Source organism: Mameliella sp. MMSF_3455 (genome assembly GCF_030733205.1).
Lineage (GTDB): Bacteria > Pseudomonadota > Alphaproteobacteria > Rhodobacterales > Rhodobacteraceae > Antarctobacter.
In genome coordinates, this window is the sequence record NZ_JASHJL010000018.1 from 1 (window position 1) to 19238 (window position 19238).

The 19238-nt window shown below is 66.7% G+C and carries 22 protein-coding genes and 1 pseudogene; 7 read left to right on the top strand and 16 right to left on the bottom strand.

The window, feature by feature from the left end; genetic code table 11:
* A pseudogene (locus RBB42_RS28125) lies at positions 1 to 77 on the top strand (aldehyde dehydrogenase family protein); the annotation flags it as partial.
* Positions 78 to 264: 187 nt separating this feature from the next.
* Positions 265 to 1653, top strand: coding sequence for a bifunctional enoyl-CoA hydratase/phosphate acetyltransferase (locus RBB42_RS14405; RefSeq protein WP_305971087.1), 1389 nt, complete (start codon positions 265 to 267; stop codon positions 1651 to 1653).
* Positions 1654 to 1858: 205 nt separating this feature from the next.
* Here RBB42_RS14405 and RBB42_RS14410 read toward each other — a convergent pair whose 3' ends face one another.
* The 15 genes from RBB42_RS14410 to RBB42_RS14480 all read right to left on the bottom strand — a co-directional run bounded on the left by RBB42_RS14410 (position 1859) and on the right by RBB42_RS14480 (position 13981).
* Positions 1859 to 2911, bottom strand: coding sequence for a DUF1513 domain-containing protein (locus RBB42_RS14410; protein WP_305971088.1), 1053 nt, complete (start codon positions 2909 to 2911; stop codon positions 1859 to 1861).
* 1 nt (position 2912) lies between these two features.
* On the bottom strand, positions 2913 to 3902 hold the full coding sequence (locus RBB42_RS14415) for an imelysin family protein (protein ID WP_305971089.1): 990 nt from the start codon (positions 3900 to 3902) through the stop codon (positions 2913 to 2915).
* 1 nt (position 3903) lies between these two features.
* Complete coding sequence (locus tag RBB42_RS14420) at positions 3904 to 5418, bottom strand: di-heme oxidoreductase family protein (RefSeq protein WP_305971090.1); 1515 nt, start codon at positions 5416 to 5418, stop codon at positions 3904 to 3906.
* Positions 5405 to 5890, bottom strand: a complete 486-nt coding sequence (bfr, locus tag RBB42_RS14425; protein WP_043143194.1) for a bacterioferritin — start codon at positions 5888 to 5890, stop codon at positions 5405 to 5407. The genes RBB42_RS14420 and bfr overlap by 14 nt, the downstream gene beginning before the upstream one ends.
* Complete coding sequence (locus RBB42_RS14430) at positions 5857 to 6132, bottom strand: (2Fe-2S)-binding protein (protein ID WP_371931798.1); 276 nt, start codon at positions 6130 to 6132, stop codon at positions 5857 to 5859. Before RBB42_RS14430 ends, bfr begins: the two co-directional genes overlap by 34 nt.
* 20 nt (positions 6133 to 6152) lie before the next feature.
* Positions 6153 to 7424, bottom strand: coding sequence for an imelysin family protein (locus RBB42_RS14435; RefSeq protein ID WP_371931801.1), 1272 nt, complete (start codon positions 7422 to 7424; stop codon positions 6153 to 6155).
* Positions 7425 to 7453: 29 nt separating this feature from the next.
* Positions 7454 to 7936: a hypothetical protein gene (locus RBB42_RS14440; RefSeq protein ID WP_305971091.1), complete on the bottom strand. Its 483-nt coding sequence runs from the start codon at positions 7934 to 7936 to the stop codon at positions 7454 to 7456.
* Positions 7933 to 8094, bottom strand: coding sequence for a hemin uptake protein HemP (hemP, locus tag RBB42_RS14445; RefSeq protein ID WP_305971092.1), 162 nt, complete (start codon positions 8092 to 8094; stop codon positions 7933 to 7935). The genes RBB42_RS14440 and hemP overlap by 4 nt, the downstream gene beginning before the upstream one ends.
* Positions 8085 to 8234, bottom strand: a complete 150-nt coding sequence (locus RBB42_RS14450; protein ID WP_305971093.1) for a hypothetical protein — start codon at positions 8232 to 8234, stop codon at positions 8085 to 8087. The genes hemP and RBB42_RS14450 overlap by 10 nt, the downstream gene beginning before the upstream one ends.
* Before the next feature lie 183 nt (positions 8235 to 8417).
* On the bottom strand, positions 8418 to 9470 hold the full coding sequence (locus tag RBB42_RS14455) for an acyltransferase family protein (RefSeq protein WP_305971094.1): 1053 nt from the start codon (positions 9468 to 9470) through the stop codon (positions 8418 to 8420).
* A 94-nt stretch (positions 9471 to 9564) separates the two neighbouring features.
* A complete protein-coding gene (locus tag RBB42_RS14460) occupies positions 9565 to 11556 on the bottom strand; it encodes a sensor histidine kinase (RefSeq protein WP_305971095.1) in 1992 nt (663 codons plus the stop codon).
* Entirely contained in the window at positions 11537 to 12016 is a 480-nt protein-coding gene (locus RBB42_RS14465) for a DUF6505 family protein (RefSeq protein WP_305971096.1), read from the bottom strand. Before RBB42_RS14465 ends, RBB42_RS14460 begins: the two co-directional genes overlap by 20 nt.
* Complete coding sequence (locus RBB42_RS14470) at positions 12013 to 12723, bottom strand: biotin/lipoate--protein ligase family protein (RefSeq protein WP_305971097.1); 711 nt, start codon at positions 12721 to 12723, stop codon at positions 12013 to 12015. The genes RBB42_RS14465 and RBB42_RS14470 overlap by 4 nt, the downstream gene beginning before the upstream one ends.
* Entirely contained in the window at positions 12720 to 13793 is a 1074-nt protein-coding gene (locus tag RBB42_RS14475; protein ID WP_305971098.1) for an Mrp/NBP35 family ATP-binding protein, read from the bottom strand. The genes RBB42_RS14470 and RBB42_RS14475 overlap by 4 nt, the downstream gene beginning before the upstream one ends.
* Entirely contained in the window at positions 13790 to 13981 is a 192-nt protein-coding gene (locus tag RBB42_RS14480; RefSeq protein ID WP_305971099.1) for a DUF6494 family protein, read from the bottom strand. The genes RBB42_RS14475 and RBB42_RS14480 overlap by 4 nt, the downstream gene beginning before the upstream one ends.
* 53 nt (positions 13982 to 14034) lie before the next feature.
* Between RBB42_RS14480 and RBB42_RS14485 the strand changes: the two genes are divergently transcribed.
* Positions 14035 to 14799, top strand: coding sequence for a cytochrome c family protein (locus tag RBB42_RS14485; protein WP_305971100.1), 765 nt, complete (start codon positions 14035 to 14037; stop codon positions 14797 to 14799).
* Positions 14800 to 14828: 29 nt separating this feature from the next.
* Here the strand turns inward: RBB42_RS14485 and RBB42_RS14490 are convergent, their stop codons facing one another.
* A complete protein-coding gene (locus RBB42_RS14490; RefSeq protein ID WP_305971101.1) occupies positions 14829 to 16778 on the bottom strand; it encodes a 4Fe-4S binding protein in 1950 nt (649 codons plus the stop codon).
* 370 nt (positions 16779 to 17148) lie between these two features.
* On the opposite strand from RBB42_RS14490, the gene RBB42_RS14495 reads away from it, so the two are divergent.
* The 4 genes from RBB42_RS14495 (at position 17149) to RBB42_RS14510 (ending at position 19194) form a co-directional block, all read left to right on the top strand.
* On the top strand, positions 17149 to 17685 hold the full coding sequence (locus RBB42_RS14495; RefSeq protein ID WP_305971150.1) for a DUF3305 domain-containing protein: 537 nt from the start codon (positions 17149 to 17151) through the stop codon (positions 17683 to 17685).
* Positions 17682 to 18299 carry a DUF3306 domain-containing protein gene (locus tag RBB42_RS14500; RefSeq protein ID WP_305971102.1) on the top strand — a complete coding sequence of 206 codons (618 nt, stop codon included), beginning with the start codon at positions 17682 to 17684 and terminating at the stop codon, positions 18297 to 18299. The genes RBB42_RS14495 and RBB42_RS14500 overlap by 4 nt, the downstream gene beginning before the upstream one ends.
* A complete protein-coding gene (locus RBB42_RS14505) occupies positions 18296 to 18925 on the top strand; it encodes a TorD/DmsD family molecular chaperone (protein WP_371931799.1) in 630 nt (209 codons plus the stop codon). The genes RBB42_RS14500 and RBB42_RS14505 overlap by 4 nt, the downstream gene beginning before the upstream one ends.
* An 80-nt stretch (positions 18926 to 19005) precedes the next feature.
* A complete protein-coding gene (locus RBB42_RS14510; RefSeq protein WP_305971103.1) occupies positions 19006 to 19194 on the top strand; it encodes a twin-arginine translocation signal domain-containing protein in 189 nt (62 codons plus the stop codon).
* Positions 19195 to 19238: the final 44 nt, after the last annotated feature.

Below are 19238 nucleotides of genomic sequence, written 5' to 3' on the forward strand. Positions count from 1 at the left end.
TGGCCATCCGCCGCTTCCTGCGCCCGGTCTGCTACCAGAACCTCCCCGACGCCCTGCTGCCCGGCGACCTGCGATAATTCAAACGCCAAAGACGATGGAAAGGCCCGGCGGCTTGCCGGGCCTTTTTCATGCGCGCCTTTGGGTACACGGCCGCAGGAACTCTCGTCACACTGGGCGGGTATTGACTTGGGTCATGTCGCAGGGCGCCCCGTCCTGTAGGGCTGGGCATGTCCGTGGGCGGGTCGGGGAAAGGGGTTGCAGGCCATGAAGATTGAAAACAGGACATTCGACGAACTGAAACCGGGGGACACCGCCGCGCTGCGGCGCCTGTGCACGCAGGACGACCTGATCGTCTTTGCCAATGTCTCGGGCAATCACAACCCGATGCATGTCTTCAACGTGGACGGCGATGGCGACGGCGAACCGGAGGCCGTGGCGCCGGGGATGTTCGTGGGGGCACTGGTTTCCGCGGTGCTGGGCAACATGCTGCCCGGGGCGGGGACGCTGTATCATGCGCAAAGCCTTGTCTTTCACAACCGCGCCCATGCAGGAGACGAACTGGAAAGCCGCGTCACCGTCACCGACCGCAACGACCAGACCGGCATCGTGACGCTTGCGACAGAGGTCACACGACCGGCGGATGGCGCGCTGATCCTCTCTGGTGTGGCCGAAGTCGAGGCACCGCGCCGCAAGACCAGCTATTCCAGCCATGACCTGCCGGGGCTCATCGTCCAGCGTCATCGGCATTTCGAGAAGCTGCTGGCCAAAGCCGCCCCCCTGCCGCCGCTGGTGACGGCGGTGATCGCACCGGAAGAGCCGAACTCGCTGGGCGGGGCACTGCTGGCGCGCGATCACACGTTGATCACCCCGATCCTCGTCGGCTGCCCGGACAGGATCGCGGCCACGGCAGAAGACCTGGGGCAGAGCCTCGACGGGGTCGAGATCGTGACCGAACGGGATCACGTCGCCGCCGCCCGTGGCGCCGTGGCGCTGGTGACGGAGGGGCGGGCGGCTGCGCTGATGAAGGGCCATCTGCACACCGACGATTTGCTGCGCGCGGCATTGGACAAGCAGACCGGCCTGCGCGCGGGGCGTCGCTTTACCCATGTCTTCGTGATGGACGTGCCCGGGCTGGCGCACCCGCTGCTGGTGACGGACGCGGCAATCAACATCGCGCCCGATCTGAAGGCCAAGAAGGACATCGTCCAGAATGCCGTCGACCTGGCAATCAGCATCGGCATCGAGGAACCCAAGGTCGGCGTGCTGTCGGCGGTGGAAACGGTGAACCCCGACATCCCGTCCTCGGTCGATGCGGCGCTCTTGTCCAAGATGGCCGAGCGCAAGCAGATCACCGGCGGGCTGGTGGACGGCCCACTGGCGATGGACAATGCGGTCGATATCGCCGCAGCACGGACAAAGGGGATTTTCTCGCCGGTTGCGGGCCGGGCAGAGGTGCTGGTGGTGCCGGACATCGACGCGGGCAACATGCTGGCCAAGCAGCTGACCTATATCAGCCACGCCGAGGCAGCGGGGCTGGTGCTGGGCGCGCGGGTGCCGATCATCCTCAACAGCCGCGCCGACGATGACATGTCTCGGCTGGCCTCCTGTGCGGTGGCGGCGCTGCACCATGCGCGTATCACGGGGACAGGGTGAGGGCGCATGCGTCGGCCCTGAACGTCGGGTGGTCGTTGCGCACCTGGGCAATGGCGCGTCGATGTGAGGGCTGCTCTACCGCCGCTCGGGTGTGCTGGGCCTGTTGGTCATCAGGTCGGACATGTCGCGGATACTGGTGATCCCGACAAACGAGGAACTGGTGATCGCCCTCGCCGCGATGGACCAAGGGGCTGGCTGACCCCGATCAGATCGGGACCAGATGATTGTCCCAGTGCAGGTCATGGGCGACATGGCTCTCGCCGCGCACTTCTCCGGTGCCGGATGTCAGCAGGAAGCCCGCGCCGCCGGCGGCCACGCCGCAGACGTCCTCCATGTCGATGCTCCGTTTGAGCGCACCGCTGCCAAGGTCAAAGACCTGCGCCAGCCCGCCACGCGGAGAGGTGATGGCAACCTCTCGGGCGTCGGCCAGCAGCGCCACGCTGCCCGCATACCCCTGCATCCGGGCGGCCTGCTCGGGCGGGGAGCTGAACAGGCGCGGGGTGCCGCCCTGTCGCGTGACGCCGATCAGAGGCGGATCTTCGGACAGATCGCCCTGCCATTGCATCGCGAAGGCCACGGTGCCATCCGGCCCGACCGCCAAGTGACGGATCGAATTCTTGTGCAGCGAGCGCGCCAGCCGCTGTTGGTCTTGCAGCGCGCCCTCCGGTGACAGGAACGCAAGCGACGGCGCCATCAGCGGGATGTTCAGCTTGGTCCGGCCGGAATCGGGATGCGTCTCGATCCCGCCGTTGGCGATCACCAGCGTTTCGCCGTCCGGCATCAGGCGGATGTCATGCGGGCCGGTGCCGTGGCTGTCGAACTCACCCAGTCGCTTGCCGTCCAGAGACCAGACCCCGACCACGCCGCGCGCGGCTGCATAGTCGTTTTCCGCCGTGTAGAGCCGCGTGCCATCGGGGGAAAAGACACCGTGACCGTAGAAATGCCGCCCTTCGGGGGCGTCGAACCGGGTGATTTCTTGGCCGGTCACGCAGTCCAGCACCACCGCAAAACGCCCTGGACGGCGGGCGAACCCCACGGCAATGGGCTGTGTCGGATGGGCAGCGGCAGCATGGCCTCGGTCGGGCAGGGGGCAGGCAAAGGTGATCTGGCCTGCGGCGCTCAGCCCGCAAAGCTGATACCGCCCGTCGCGGGTCATCGCCGCTGACAGGAAGGCGGGCGATCCGGCCTCGGCCCATGTCGGGCGCGGGCAGGCCGTGGCAGCCAGAAGACCGGCCAGAAAGTGTCGCCGGTTGGCCAACTCAATCCCCGTCCATCGAGTTGAACCCGGCCGCGATGCCGAGGCGGGGGCCAAGATCCTGCGCGACGATTTCGCGGATCTCCGAGATGCGCTGTTGCAGCGCTTCGATGCGGATGCGGCCCATCGGATCGCCGACCCCGGCAAAGACCGGATCATCCAGATTGTCGGCCCGGGTCAGGGCGCGGGCAAAGGCGGTGTCAAGCGCTGCGTCCCCGCCGGACAGTCGTGTGCCCAGGTCGCGCAGCGCCGCCAGCGACAGCATGACATGGCGCAGCGAGCGGCCAGAGCGGCGCGCCTCGGCGCGCATCGGGCGGGGACGGTCATAGCTGCCCATCGGGCGCCCGATCCGCGTGTCCCCGGTGAATTCCAATCCCGTCGACAGGGCGGTGAACAACTGTTTCGCCGCTTCGTCCGCCGTGCGGTAGGTGTCGTTGCCGGGATGGCGCATCAGGTCGGCATATCCGGTTTCCCAATCCGCGAGGATCGCCGCCGAGGTCGCGGCGATGTCGGCGCTCATGACTTGCACCAGCGCACAGCGGTAGGCCTCGCTCCCCGCGTTGCTGAACTGGTCGTTGTAGAGCAGGAACTCCATCGCGTAAAACCCGCGTGCCGCGATCGAGACCTTCTGGAAACTGTCCAGGCTTTCGACCGCCGGGTCCTCGTCCCGGATCAACTGTCCCAGCGCCTTGGGCGTCGCGCCCCGGCTGTCCGGCCAGAAGGCCAGAGCAAAGGCCCGGTCGCCCTGTTCAGAAGGGCCGAACCGCAGGTGGCTGACCGCGATCCAGGCATCGAAACCCGCGCCATAGGCCTCTTGCAGCTTGGGGTCGCCTGCCGTGCAATGCTGTTCTGCCGTGGTGGCCAGCGCGGCCGTGCTCTCGGCCAGCGCCTGGTAGCCGGGCAGGACATGGGCGTCGACGATGGCGCCCACGTCGGGCGCCTGGGCCAGAGCCGGAGAGGCGGCAAACACGAGGGCGAATAGGCTGTTGCGCATGTCAGAGGCTTTCCAGAAAGGCGATCAGGGCGTTGCGGTCGGGCGGCGGCATCCGGGTGACGGCGTCGCGGCTGGGCTGCGCCTCGCCCCCGTGCCAGAGGATCGCCTCCAGCAGAGAGCGCGCGCGGCCATCGTGCAGGAACGTGGTATGCCCCGAAACCTGCTGCGTCAAACCGGTCCCCCAAAGCGGCGCGGTGCGCCACTCCCGGCCCGTGGCCCGTGCCTCGGGTCGCCCGTCCGCCAGACCGGGGCCCATGTCATGCAAGAGCATGTCGGTATAGGGCCAGATCAGCTGGAAACTGTGTTCCGGCCGGTCGGGCAGGCGATGGGTGACGAACTTCGGCCTGTGGCAATCGGCGCACCCGCTGTCGTGAAAGACCTGCTTGCCGCGCAGCACCTGCGGGTCGTCCAGGTTGCGGCGCGCGGGAACGCCCAGGTTGCGGCTGTAGAAGGCGGTCAGTTCCAACCCCTCGGCATCGACCTCGAAACCGCGCGCGTCACCGTCGCCATGCGGCGCGGCCTGACAGTCGGCCTGCATGTCGGTGCACTCGCCCGCGCCCGCCGGGAACAGCGGGCTGGATATGCCGATGTCGCCGACAAAGGCCGCCGCCGTCTGTTCCAGGATCGTCGGGTTGCCCGCCTTGTGACCGAAACGGCCCAGCATCGGCATGTCGAACTCCACCGACCAGACGACATTCGCCCGGCCCGAAATGCCGTCGCCATTTGCATCGTCGGGGTCGGCCCCGGCCAGGATATCCGCTGCCGGGACCGCCTCCAGCAGGCCAAGTCCGATCATCTGGGGGGCCACCCGGGGCGAAAGCATGGCCTCCGGGTGCAGCGGACCATAGCCAAGGTCGGCGGCGGTATAGGTCGGTTTGCGCAGGCTGGCGGTTTCGCCGCCCGACAGGGGAACGGTGATTTCCTCGTAGTCGATTTGCAGGCGGTATTCGGGCGCATGGCCCGGCAGGCTGAAGTCCTGCAATTGCGTGCCATAGGTCGGCTCGGGCGCGCTGGCGATATAGTCCTCGATCTCGGGGATCATGTCCTCGGGCCCGCCGGGCACCGAGACCCGCAGAAACATGGAAATCGCCTTGTCGCTCGGCCCATCAGGCGGGTGGCCGCGCCCGTCCTTGATGTGGCAGCGCTGACAGGATCGGGCATTGAACAGCGGCCCCAAGCCGTCAGAGGCGAGGGTGGAGGAGGGCGACGACACCCAGATCTTGCGAAACAGCCCGTTGCCGACCTTGAAGGTCAGTTCACCCTCGAAATCGAGACTGGCGGAAGGCAGGGAAAAGGCATTTGCATCCGGCGTCACGCGCACGGTGGCGGCGCCGGCGGACTTGTCCTCGAACCGTTCGGGCGTATCGAAACCCTCGGGCGGCGCCAGCACCTTGGCGATGCGCGCGGTTTCGGCCGGGGTGCGGGGGGTGATGCTCAGATGCGGTTCATCAAGAGGGCCCGCCACGGCGGCGGGCCCCATGAGGACGGCAATAAGGGCCAGTTTATTCGGCTTCATCCATCTTCGACGCGTTGAGGTGGGCATAGTTCTCGGCGCCGACACGATCGTGCAGGTCAAGCTGGGTTTCGAGAAAGTCGATATGACCCTCTTCATCGGCCAGCAGCTGGTCGAACAGCTCCTTGGTGACGTGATCCCCGGCCTCGTGACAGTATTCGCGGGCCTCCTTGTAGAGCGCGCGCGCCTCCTGTTCGGCGGCAAGATCGCATTCCAGCGTTTCTTTGGGCGTCTGGCCGATGCGCAGCGGATCCAGCTTTTGCAGGTTGGGATGCCCTTCGAGAAAGACGATCCGTTCCATCAGCTTGTCCGCGTGGTTCATCTCTTCGATGCTTTCCTCGCGGCTTTTCTTGGCCATGTGGCCAAGGCCCCAGTCCTCTTGCAGCTTGTAGTGCAGCCAGTACTGGCTGATCGCCGTCAACTCGCTGCGCAATGCGCGGTTCAGGTAGTCGATGACTTTCGGGTCGCCTTGCATGGTCGGGTTTCCTGTGTTGCTCCGCCCCGGAGGTTACGGAGGTGCATGGGGACTTCCAAGTTCTGATTCTTGCGCATGGTGCCAAGGAACAGCGGCATGCATCCGCCGCAATCCGCGGCCTTGCCCAATGCGTGGTAGATCTTGCCTGGTGTGATGAGGGTCTCAGGGTCCGCCGCCCGCATCCAGTCGATGGCGGAATGAATGTCGTGATCGGTGATGTTCTGGCAATGACAGATGATCATGGCGGCGGATCCGGTTGGGTTTACTGGAAGACGGCGTCGGGGTCGTCGAGGCTGTCCGAACCTTCGATGGCGGTGCCCTCGGCACCCAGCAGGGCGACGATGCGTTCGATGCTGCGGGTCTGGTCGATCAAACCGTTGACGCCGCCCATGACCAGCGCCTCACCGGCTTCGGATCCGCGTTCCAGCATCATGTCATAGCTGAACCCGGCCTCGGCGGCGGACTTGATCCGGCCAAGCGCCTTCATGGTCTGCGCCAACTTGTCCTGCATTTCGGCGTCCAGCGCGGCATCGGCTTCGGCGACGAGGTCGGCCAGGGACGGGCCGCTGACCAGCGAGCCGTCGATGCGGACGTATTCGCCCAGATAGACGTTCTGGATGCCCAGCCCGTCGTAGTAGTGGCTGTTGTGCGTGTTGTCCGAGAAACAGTCGTGCTCTTCCTCGGGATCGTTCAGCATCAGGCCCAGGCGCATCCGTTCGCCCGCCTGCTCCCCGTAGGATAGCGAGCCCATGCCGGTCAGCATCGCCGTGATGCCGGCGGCCTCGTCCGCCATCAGGGTGCTGCGTGCCTCACCGCCCTCGGCCCATTGGGCAGCCATCCATTCCAGGTCCGAAACGAGCAGGTCGGTCGCCGCCTTGAGGTAGTCGCCGCGGCGGTCGCAATTGTCATTCGTGCAGGCCTCGCCTTGGGCATAGTCGGTCCAGGGGCGGTTGCCGGCGCCATGCGCGTGACCGTTCAGGTCCTGCCCCCAGAGCAGGAACTCGATGGCGTGATAGCCGGTGGCCACGTTGGCCTCGACCCCGTCGGCCTCGTGCAGGGTGTCGGACAGCAGGGCGGGGGTGATCTCTGCCGCGTCCACGGTCTCGCCCGAGATGGTCAGCGAGGGCGAGGCGACGACGTTCAGCGCGGCCAGCGCGTTTTCATCGGTCGGGCCGCCATAGGTCATGTCGACATAGTCGATCAGGCCCTCGTCCAGCGGCCAGGCATTCACCTTGCCTTCCCAGTCGTCCACGATGGCATTGCCGAACCGGTAGACCTCGCTCTGCTGATAGGGGACGCGGGCGGCCAGCCAGGCGGATTTCGCCGTTTGCAGGGTTTCCGCCGAAGGGGTCGCGATCAGCGCGTCGACGGCCGACTGCAGGCGTTGGGCGGCGATCAGGCTGTCGCCATAGATCGCCTCGGCGATGTCGGCATAGTTGTCCAGAACCTCGGCCCTGGAAACCTCGGCGAGGGCGGAACCGGCGGCGAGGGTCAGCGCCAGCGCGCTGGTCGCAAGGGTCCGGGTGGTCTTGATCTTCACTGTCTTTGTCCTCTTGGCGTTTGCTAGTGGAGTGTCCGCGGAGTGTTCGGGCCCGCTTTGCGCGATGTCCCGGCGGGAGTTCGGCAGGTCATGCGGCGCAGCGCGAGGCCGAAATCCTCGGCCAGCCCGGCCAGGATCGGGGCCATGTCGGGCCGCACCAATGTCATCGCCAGCAACAGCGCGTCCTCGCGCTGACCTTCGCTGGCGTATCCGATGAAGGTGGCAAAGCAGGACTCGTCGGCGCCCAGGCATTTGCAGGTGACGTGGTGGCGCATCAGCGGGCGCCGGCAATGGCGCGCGCAAAGCGCACAGAGTTCCTCGAAGGCGCCCAGGGCCTGGCGGCCTTCGGCGGCTCCAAGGTGGCGGGCGAAATCATTCCAGACCTCGCTGCGGGAGGCATCGCCGTCGTTCCACAGCCTCAGGTACAGGACCGCCCCCGCCTCGACCGGGCCAAGTTCGGACAGGTAACCCACCGGCGCACCGCCTCTTTCGACCATGCCGCTCATTTCGTCAGGATCAGTTTGCCGGCGCGGGTGATGCGCAGGATGTAAAGCTGGTCGGCGAGGCGGATGCGGGCCAGATCACCGCCCTCGGTCAAGTCGCGGGCGTCATAGACGGGCAGGGGGTCGGCCTGCCCGCTGTCGGTCGCTGTGCTCAGGCCCATGTCCGTCCCTCCGGTTTGCCTTCGATCCGGTCGAACAGGCGTTCGAGGGAAAACAGGGTGGAAAAGCCAAGTGTCACGGGCCGCCGGTCGCCCTCGCCGGGCGTTCGGGGATCTGCGGCAATGTCGCTGACGTTCAGCATCATGGGTCTCCGCGTGCCGGATTTCATCGTTGGCTTGGCCCGGATTCGAGGGGCTGGCTGGGATGATCCAAAGCTGACTATTTCTGTATGGTTTGTCAATCCGACAAATTTTGTCGGATAAGGGCGTGCGCGCAACCTGCCGGAATCCCCGCGGTTTCCGCAGCGGCAGCCCGTCGGCAGCATTCAGAGGAAACGGTTGAGGAACCGGCGCGCGGGGCGTTCGACCAAGTGATAGCAGAGGGCCGATCCGGCGATCACGATCACCCCCACCAGCGGCCATCCGGGGGCTGCAAACCCCAGCTTGGGCGCGTAGTCGTAGCAGGCTTTGATCACCAGGACGTGGATCATGTAGGTCGAGTAGGAGATCTCTCCGAGGTAGACCATGACCCGGCTGTTGGTGGGCAGCCAGGAGGCCTCGGAGAGGCGGGCGCCCGCCACGATGAGCAGGCAGAAGGGCACGAGCACCTCGTACCCCGGGCCGTGCTGCCCCGCCAGCAGGGGCAGCGCCAGCAGCCCGACCGTCCCGGTCGCCAGCGCCAACCGCATCGACGCCAGGGGCGCGATCCGGCGCAACACCATCCCCAGGATGAACAGCGGCAGGATGCGAAGGGCGCCGAAATCCCAGGTCAGGTGCAGGAAGGCCGACTTGCCCAGGCCGAGCGCAAGGAGATGTGCGCCGACCGCAGTGACTGCCAGCGCGACCAGCAATGCCCATGTCGGGTGGCGCCGGACGGCCAGAACGCCAAAGAGAAGATAGGCGAAGATCTCGGCCGAGATCGTCCAGCTGGGTCCATTCAGCACCAGACCGTCGGTCAGCGCCCAGCTGTGCAGCATCAGCAGAGAGGCGATGACCCCGTCATGCCGGTTGTTCCCCAGCACGGCCAGGGCCAGGAAGATCAGCAGCATCACCAGGTGCAGCGGGTAGATGCGCGCAAAGCGTTTCCAAAGGAACCGCCGCAACGAGAACCGTCCCGAGGCGATCTGCCCTTCGTAGACATGGGCGATGATGAAACCCGACAGGATAAAGAAGAAATCCACCCCCCGTGCGCCATTCTCGACGATGTCCCAGCCAAGCCCCGTGCCCGGTTCGATCCGCACGCGGACATGAAAAAGGAAGACCCAGAAGGCGGCGAAAAAGCGAAAGGCGGTCAGGGTGCGCAGGTCGGCGGCCAGCGCCCCGGCGGGGCTGGTTGCACCCGGAAAGGTGCCTTGGGGAAGGCTGGCCTGTTCTGTCATCCGATGGTCTTTGCGCAAGTCCTTGTCGGCGAATGCCGGTGGAAAGTGGCAGCGTCGGGGCCGAAAGAGGCCGCCTTGGTGAAATCCCCCGGGCTCATGCTGCGGGCAGCCAGACCCGGAACAGGGCTCCGCCCTCGGGGGCGTTCGTCGCGGTGATGAGCCCGCTGGCCCGTTGCACCAGCGTCTGGGAAATCGACAGGCCCAGCCCGGTGCCTTCGCCCTGCTTGGTGGTGAAGAACGGATCAAAGACCGCCTCCTGCGCGCCCTCGGAGAGGCCCGGCCCGCTGTCCTGCACGCTCAGGCAGGCGCCGGGCCGTCCGTCCCGCTCTTCGGCGTTCAGGGTCAGGGTCAGCGTGCCGTCGTGGCCCATCGCCTGCGCGGCGTTCATGACGAGGTTGATGATGACCTGCTGCATCTCGCCGGGATCGACTTTCACTTCTGGCGCGGCGCCCAGCTGCGTCTCGACCCGGATGGCGCTCTTTGACAGGACGTGTTCGACCAGCAGCAGGCAATCCTCGACCAAGGGGCCAAGCATGACCGCGTCCTCGTAGGCATGGAACTCTCCGGGACGGGCAAATTGCAGCAGCTTGCCCACCATCGCGTCGATGCGCGCCACCTGCCGGTCGACAAGGTCCAGTTCCGTCTTGACCGGGTCGGCCTTGTCGCCCAACGTCTCGCGGATCACGTCGACATTGCCCTGGATCACCGCCACCGGGTTGTTGATCTCATGCGCGACACCTGCCGTGATCTCGCCGATCGAGGCAAGTTTCTCGTTCATGACCAGCTGGCGATAGGTTTCCTCCAGCTTGGCGTTGGCCTCGCGCAATTCGGCGGTGCGCTCTTCGACACGCTGGTTCAGCTCGTCCGCCCAGGCGCGCAGGCGGGCGTCGCGCTCCTGCACCTGTCCCAGAAGATCGTCGAGATGCGCGGCCACCTGGCCGATCTCGTCGCGCGCGCCGACATCGCCGTAGCGGGCCGATAGGTCACCGCGGCCCACCCGCTGCATCGTGCGGGTGATCCGTTCCAGCGGCGCGAAGATGCCGCGCGCCAGGGTCAGGAACAGCGGCACGGACAGGACAAGCACACCGACGAAGGCGGCCAGCATCCACAGGATCGCGTCGCGTTTTTCCGCCGTGAAGGGGGCCTCGAGAAAGCCGACATAAAGCATCCCCACGCGCTCGCCGAAACTGTCGGTCAGCGGCAGGTAGCCGGAAATATACCAGTCGTTGACCACGAAGGCCCGGTCCAGCCAGGTCTTGCCCTCGCCAAGAACCTGTTGGCGCACCACCGCCGAAACCCGCGTTCCCAGCGCGCGCACGTCCTCGAACAGCCGCACGTTGGTCGAGACCCGCACATCGTCCAGGAAAAGCGTCGCCGTGCCCTGGCGTTCGCCGCCGGTGACCGCGTTCAGGTAGACCAGCGCGTTGATCGTGTCGATGAACTGCAGGTTGCGGTTCAAGAGGATGCCCCCCACCAGCACGCCGTGGTGGCCGTCCAGCAGGACAGGCGCCGCGGAATGCACCACCATGCCGCGATCCTCGACCTCGCGTTCCGTGGGCACGGCGGCCTCTGTCTCGATCAGCGGGATGCGGGCGCGCGCGTCCAGCTGACCGGGCAGGGCGGCGAGGTCGGCCCCCGAAAGAATGTCGATCTCGGTCGAGGGGCGGCCATTCAGCCCCGCCACGATCACCGGCCAGCGCGAGGCATCGCCCAGCGTCGCCGCTTCTGGCAGGTAGTAGAGAAAATCCAGCTCCAGTGCCTCGCGCTTTTCGGCCAGGTAGCTGTCCAGGGCGGGGCCGCTGACCGCCAGCACGCGCCCGAACTCGGCGCTTTCGGCGACGCCGGTCAGTTCGTCGCCGGTCGTTTCCATGATGCGGGCAAGGTATTGCTCGGCGATGCGCAGGTCGGATTCGACATTGGCGATCAGCAGTTCGTCATAGTCGCTGGTCCAGCGCGTCATGCCCAGCACCAGCAACAGCGGCATCAGCACCGTCAGCGGTGCCAGCGCCAGCACCAGGAGGCGCAGGCGCACCGACAACGCGGGCACGCGCCCGCGCCTTGGCCGTTCACTCGTCGAGCGATCCATGAATCGCGAATTGTTCCAGCCCGGCGGCCTGTGCCTCGATCACGCGATAGGCCTCGCGCACGCCGGAGTCGGTCAGTTCCCGCGCCACGGTCAGCAGGGTGTTGGCCGGGTGGTCCTCGCAGAGTTCAGCCATGTGGGCGATCTCGTCCTGTGCGACGGGACTCGCGGCCTCTACGGAGGGCGCGCCGTAATAGGTCACGAAATGCTGGGCCAGCAGGTCAGTCAGCGCAATGATCTCTGCCGGCTCTGCCTCGGTCACGGCGACGAATGTCACCCGCCCGCCGGTTTCCAGCCCGAACCAGCCGTTGGCAAAGGCCTGCCGGGCCTTGCCGGCCAGGTCGCCTTCGGTCCAGTTGGAGAACTCGAACCCGCCGGAGATGCACCATTCGCCGGTGCGCGCCGGGTTGGCAAAGACGTGTTGATCGCTTTCGTCGAAATGGATGGCGCGGGCCAGTTTCATGGGGCCTCCTCCAGAAGGGTCGTCAAGGGGATGAGGTGGGTGGTCTCGCTGTCGCGCAGGAGCATCCCGAAGTCCTCGTCCACGCCGAGAAAGGTGCCGGGCCAGCCGTCCTGCACCACGGTTTCACCCAGACCATGCGCCAGGCCGCGCCATTCCGCGTGCAGCGCCTTGGTGCCTTCGTCTTCCCAGCGGGCAATCCAGTTCAGCGTGTGCCGCGCCCAGGCTTCGACCAGCCGTTCGGGCGCGACCTCGGCGCAGCCTTCCTCGAACAGGGCGGTTTGGTCGGGTACTTCGCCGGGCACGGCGGCCAGGGTCAGCGGCAGTTCGAACCCGACCACCAGCCAGTCGGGGATTTCTTTGGGGTCCTGGGTCGAGGCGCAGGCGCGAAAGGCCCCGCAGGCGGCGCCGTTGATCAGGATACCGCCCGCCCAGGCCAGGTGCACCGCGACCTCTGGCGGGGCCAGCGCGCCAAGCGCGTTCTGCAAGCCCACGCCGCAGAGCGGCAGCATCACCATCGCCTGTTTCAGCGGCACCTCTGGCGTCATGACCAGCGCGGCGCCCATGCGGTCGGCGGCGATGCGATGGCACACGAGGCCAGCGTCGCAGCCCCGGATTGCCCGCATGACCGCGCCGTCAAAGGGATCGCCGCCGACCTCCTCGCCGCTCATCGCGGGGGGAAAGGTCAGCGGCTCGGTGGTCCCGCTCATGCGACGCCCTCGGCCACCAGCGCGCTGGCGACGGCGTGAAAGGCCTGCGCCTGGGCGCTGTCGGGCTTCGAGGTCACGATCGGCGCGCCACCGTCCGAGGCAAGGCGGATCTGCAGGTCCAGCGGGACCTCCGCCAGCAGGGGCACGCCCAGCTTGGCCGCCTCGGCAGCCACGCCACCGTGGCCAAAGACATGCTCCTCATGTCCGCAATTGGAACAGATATGCGTGCTCATGTTCTCGATCATACCAAGGATCGGGACATTTAGCTGCCGGAACATGTCGATGCCCTTGCGCGCGTCCAGCAGTGCCACGTCCTGCGGCGTGCTGACGATGATCGCCCCATCGACCTGTGCCTTCTGGCTGAGCGTCATCTGCACGTCGCCGGTGCCCGGCGGCAGATCGACCAGCAACACGTCCAGCGCCCCCCATTGCACCTGCATCATCATCTGTTGCAGCGCCCCCATCAGCATCGGCCCACGCCAGACCACCGCCTGGTCCTCGTTGGTCATCAGGCCGATCGACATCATGGTGACGCCGTGGTTGCGCAGGGGGAGGATGGTCTTGCCATCGGGCGAGGCGGGGCGGCCGGACACGCCCAGCATCCGGGGCTGCGAGGGGCCGTAGACATCCGCGTCCAGCAGGCCCACGCGCCGCCCCTGCGCGGCCAGCGCACAGGCAAGGTTGGCCGAGACCGTGGACTTGCCCACGCCGCCCTTGCCACTGGCAATGGCGATGATGTGCTCGACCCCGGGGATCTTCTGCGGGCCCTGCGGCTCGGCCTTTTTCTTCATGCCAAGGTCCGGCGGCGCCTTTTCCGAATGGCCGGTCAGCACGATGGCGACCTTTTCGACCCCGTCCAGCGCGCCCAGCCGGGCCTCTGCCTCGGCCTTGACCTTGCCGTAGGCCTCGGCGTGCTGCGGCGCGATTTCCATGACGAAGCGGACGTTGCCGCCCTCGACATTCAGCGCCCGCATCACGCCGCTGGCAACGATGTCGCCGCCCGCGACCGGATCCGCGACGGTCTTCAGCACGTCCAGGACGGCGTCGCGTCCAAGTGTTACCTGGGTCATTCCTGGCCCTTGATCTCGCCGGTGACCTCATGGGTCAGGCCCAGTTCGGGGATCGTCACGACAGCCTTGACGGCATAGCTCTTGCCGGCGGTGTCGGTGTTGCGCATTGCCTCTTCGATGGCCTGCTGCGAGGTCACGCCGACCTGCTTCAGAAACTTGCGCATCGACATGTTGAAGTCTTCGCTCATGGTCTGGTCCCTTTCATTTGACGCATGGCAGGGCAGGGGCCTAGCATGACCCGATGACCCTGCGTCTTTCACTCATTTCCAGCGCACTGGCGCTTGGCCTGTCGCTCGTTCCCGTCGCGCTGATCGCCCAGGACGATCCGCGCCCTGTCCGCCTGCATGCGCCGGCGGCGCTTGTCGACAGCGGTCTTGTCCAACATATCCTCCCACGCTTCACGCTCAAGACGCGGGTGCGGGTGGAACTGGTCGAGGACCCGGAAAAGGCCGACATCGCGCTGGGTGCGACCGGGGCGCCGCTGTTCGCGGGGCCGAAACGGGTCTGGCACCTGCAGGTGACATCGGCGGATCACGCCGGTACCGGCCGCTTCGCGGACTGGCTGACCTCGGAGGTGGGCCTCAACACGGTGGCAAGCTTTGCGCCGGACGGTACCACGCTGTTCGGCCCGCCGCCGGACGCGACCGAAGAGGTCGAGACCGTGGTGATCGACGGCGACGCGAAACTGGGACACAAGGTCAGCCGCGCCAAATGTGTCCGCTGCCATGTCATCGACGAGGCGACGCGCGGCTTCGGCATCGGCTCGACCCCCAGCTTCATGGTGCTGCGGGCGCTGCCGGACTGGGAGGATCGGTTCTACTCTTTCTACGTCCTGAACCCGCACCCGGCTTTCACCGTGATCGAAGGCCTGACTCTGCCCTTTCCGGACAACCGGCCCTCGCCCATCGCGCCGGTCCGCATGACGCTGGACGAGGTCGAGGCCATCGTCGCCTATGTCGCGGCGATGGAGGCTGCGGATCTGGGCGCGCCGCTGGAGTTCCAGTAGCGCCCGGGGCAGGGTGGTTTCCGTCACGGTCAATGATCCCGACGCTTGGACAGGTAGTCCTCGGTCGTGCGGACCCGGGGCCTCTCGCCCATGGCAAAGGGATTGTCCGTCGCCCCCATCTGCGCCTTGACCCGGCAATCGTCGCACATCTGGATCATCCGGAGCTTGTCCGGGTCCTGGAACATGGCGTGCCCCGAGAGTTTCTCGGTGATCCGGTCGATGGCGGATTTCGAGCCGAAAAGCGTGCCGCATTCGACGCAGGCAAAGGGCTCTTCCTCGTTCAGCACCTCCTGCCGCAAGGCCGTTTCGGTCAGGTCCAGACGCGGCTCCAGCGTGATGGCGTCCTCCGGGCAGATCGTGGCGCAGATCCCGCATTGCAGGCAGGCATCCTCCTGGAACCGGAGTTGCGGCAAGTCGGGGTTGTCCCCCAGCGCGCCGGAAGGGCAGAGCGAGACGCAGGACAGGCAGAGCGTACAGGCATCCGTATCCACCAGCACCGCGCCATAGGGGGCGCCCTTGGGCAGGGGCAGTTGCGCCTGATCCCCATGCAGCGCGCGGGCGGCCTGCCTTGTCACCTGCCGCCGGGTGCCAAGGGGGCGCACCGGCTCTGCCACCGGTGCAGGTGCGGCTTCGTCATAGAGCGCGTCACTCATCGCGTCGGGGTCGGACGTGTCCAGAAGGCGGACCCTGTCTTCGCCAGCGATCGCGGCGGCCAGTGCCAGTTGCGCGGCCAGCGCATCGCGATCCGCGCCCGGCCCCGGCAACAAGGTGACGGAGGCAAAGCCCGCCGCCAGTGCGGCCACTGCCTCGGCATGGCCGAAGGCGCCGACCACGGGCAGTTCCATCGGGATGACGTCGCGCGGCAGCCCGCGCCCGTGGCGGGCCGACAGGCGGATCATCTCGGCGCCTTGGGCGTCATGGACCAGAAGGCGCGGTGCGCTGCCGCCCGCATCCAGGTAGGCCTTGGCCAGTGTCTGCACCCGGCGAAAGGTCAGGTCGACAGGCGGCGCGTCATAGCTGATCGCTCCCGAGGGGCAGACCGCCGAACAGGCGCCGCACCCGGCGCAGATCATCGGGTCGACCGTCACATGATCCCCCTCGGGCATGATCGCGCCTGTTGGGCAAAGGTCGAGACAGCGGGTGCAGCCGGACTGCCCGGCCCGCGAATGGGCACAGAGCAGCGACTCCGTCCGGACGTACAGCGGCTTTTCAAAAGTGCCGACAAGGTGAGAGGCGGCCATGACCGCCGCCGCGACCGAGGGCGCATGCGCCGGATCTGCCCGCAGGTAGCCCTCGCGCTTTTCATGTGCGGGGAACAGCGGACTGTCGCCGCGCAGGTCCAGGATCACGTCGCAGTCCGAAGCGCCGCCGTCGCGCGGCTCGGTCAGGGCAAAGGCGCCGCGTCCGCCCGGCTCGACCTGGCGCAGGGCGTCGATCACCACGCGGAACTGCCCCAGCGCGCCCTGTGCCTGCCGCAGGCGGCCGGTGACCACGTCATAGGCGCGGCTGTCGGGCACCTCCGAGTCCTCGGGCAAGAGCACCGTCACCCCCAAGTGCGGCGCCAGCTGTTCGGCGGCGGGCAGGGCGATATCGGGGTCGCCGAGGATCAGGCACAGCCCTTCGGAAATCACGTCCAGCGTCTTTTCCGGCGCGGCCGGCAACAGGGCCTCGGCGATCAGGGCGGACATTTTGGGTACTGCAGAGGCGGAATCCGCGCTCCACCCGGCCCGGTCCCGCAGGTCCAGCACCGGCGGGGCGGGCAGGGCCAGTTCCTCGGCCAGGGCCTCGAATACCCGCGACTCCTGGGTGCAGCAAAAAATCGTGCCCCCCCCCTGAAGGGCGGTGGCGGCCCGGTCGATCTGGCTGGTGCAGAGGGCCGAACAGGGGGGGCGCACCTCCAGCCCGGTGGTGCGTGACAGGGCCTGTGAATCGATCTGCTGCGTTCCCAGACAGTCACATGTTATCAATGACTTGACCATTGTCTTGCTCTCCCCTCAAAGCACGCTTGACGGTGCCTGTTTCGCGCTTTGCCGGTGGAGCCTAGCCATGATTCGCAGCCCTCCACAACCGTTTATCCCGGTCAGCCAAAGCACCGGAACGGGCGCAACCGCGATGCTGCGCCGCGGCTGATTCGGGCATTCTCAAACTGCCTCTTTTCCGAGCGAAAATGTCAGGTTGGACAAAACGTCCGTGGCCCGGTGGCGGCCCTCACGCGGCTGCCCAAAATGACCGTTTCGGGCGCGGAATACCGCGGTACGCCGTTTTTCGCTTTCGTTCGGCAAGGTTGCCGGATCAAACTCCTGTCAAGGGGGAAGCACCGTGATCCACAATCCGAAAGCGTACCGGACCATGCCGCTGGGCATCGTGCTGAGACGCGCCCTTGGCGTGACTCGATGGGCGAAATGGGTCTGGACCGCATCCGCCGTCATGCCCGGGGCCGGTGCCGCCGACTGGCGCGTGCTGCGCAGCGAGGGCGAGGTGACGGAATACCATGCCGCGACGCTGCCGCTGGAATTGCACGGCGCCGATACGGATGCCTACCTGCATGAGCTTTCGGCGCAGCAGCCCAGCGTCTACGTCATCCTGCGTGAAACCACAGAGGGTGAGGCCCCGCTCGAGGTGCTGACCGTGACCGCCTCGCCCTACGAGGCGCAGGACTACTCGGACAGCGGCGAGGAAATCATCGAGAAGGTCCCGATGCCGCCCGCGCTGCACGCGCTGGTGGCCAACTTCGTCGAGGAGTTCCACGAGGAAGAGGTGTTCATCAAGCGCAAGCGGGACAAGAAGCGCATCGACCTTGTCGAGGATGGCGTGGGCGATCCGCGTATCGGCAAGTTGGAAGATGTCTATGCCTCGCCCGCGCAACAGCGGAGGCGGATGAATTGAGCCGGACCCCCGCAGATTTCTGGTCGCGCCGGCGCGCCGCCGTTGCCGCCGAGGACAGGGCCGAGACCGAGGCCGAACAGCACGCGGCCAAGGCCGAGCAACAGCGTGCGCTGGAAGATCGGCCGGACGAAGAGATCCTGGCCGAGCTGAACCTGCCCGCGCCCGAGGAAATGGACGACCCCGCGCAGGTGCAGGCGCTGCTGAAGGCGGTGGCGCCGCAGCGGCTCAAGACCCGTGCCCTTCGGCGGCTGTGGCGGCTGAACCCGGTGCTGGCCAACGTGGACGGGCTGGTCGATTACGGCGATGACTTCACCGACGCGGCCCGCGTGGTCGAGAACCTGCAATCGCTCTACCAGGTCGGCAAGGGCATGTTCGACAAGGCGGTTGAGCAGGCCGAGGCCGAGGCCCGCGCCGCCAACGTCGACACGAATGAGATCGACGTGTCCACGGATCAGCACTTGGACGCGGGCGCGCCCGACACGGATGACAGCGTGGAGCTGCCCGTCGCATCCCCCGCGCCGGCACCCTTGGCGCACTCCGAACCCATATCCGAACCAGAGGCCTGCGCCGCCGCTCCGCGCCGGATGCGATTCCGCTTCGAGACCAGCACATGACGACCGACAGGGACCCGATGACAAACACCGCCGAAACCCGCCAGATCGCCGAAGAAGACCGGCTGCGCGCCGATCTCTACAATTTCCTCGGGCTGTTGCTGGCCGGGCCGCCGGACGAGATGCTGCTGGCACAGACCGCTGGCCTGTCCGGGGACGCGACAGAGATGGGGCAGGCCATCGGCACGCTGGCGAAACTGGCCAAGGTGACAAAGCCCAAGACCGCGACCAGCGAATACAACAAGCTGTTCATCGGACTGGGCCGGGGTGAGCTGCTGCCCTACGCCTCCTACTACCTGACCGGTTTCCTGAACGAGAAACCGCTGGCCCTGTTGCGGCAGGACATGGTGCGGCAGGGGCTGGAACGTGCCGACAACGTGTTCGAACCCGAGGACAACATCGCCTCGCTGATGGAGATGATGGGCGCGATGATCGTCGGCCGTTTCGGTCCCCCCGCAAGCCTCGATGCGCAGCGGCAATTCTTCAACAAGCACATCGGCCCCTGGGCGGGGCATTTCTACGCCGATCTCGAAGGCGCCAAGAACTCTGTCTTCTACGCCCCCGTGGGCACTGTCGGACGGCTCTTCATGGAGATCGAGGCCGAGGGGTTCCGCATGAGCGGCGAGTGAGGATTTCGCCGGGTGCGTTCGCAGACGTACCCATCCCGGGGCGGGCGACCGTCCCCCAACCCGTGAAAGGAGCTACTTTCATGACCCAGGAAACCAAGGCCTCGCGCCGGAATTTCCTCAAGCTGGCAAGCGTTTCGGCCCCTGCGGCCGCGGTTGCGATCGCCAGCGGCCAGGCAGCCGAAGCCGGCCCGGCCGAACCCGACCTGACATCGGAAAAGATGCAGGACACGGCGCATACCCGCGCCTTCTACGAGACCGCCCGCTTCTGATAGCGGCGCCCGCGTCGCCCGGCATTGTCCGGTCGAGGCACTCA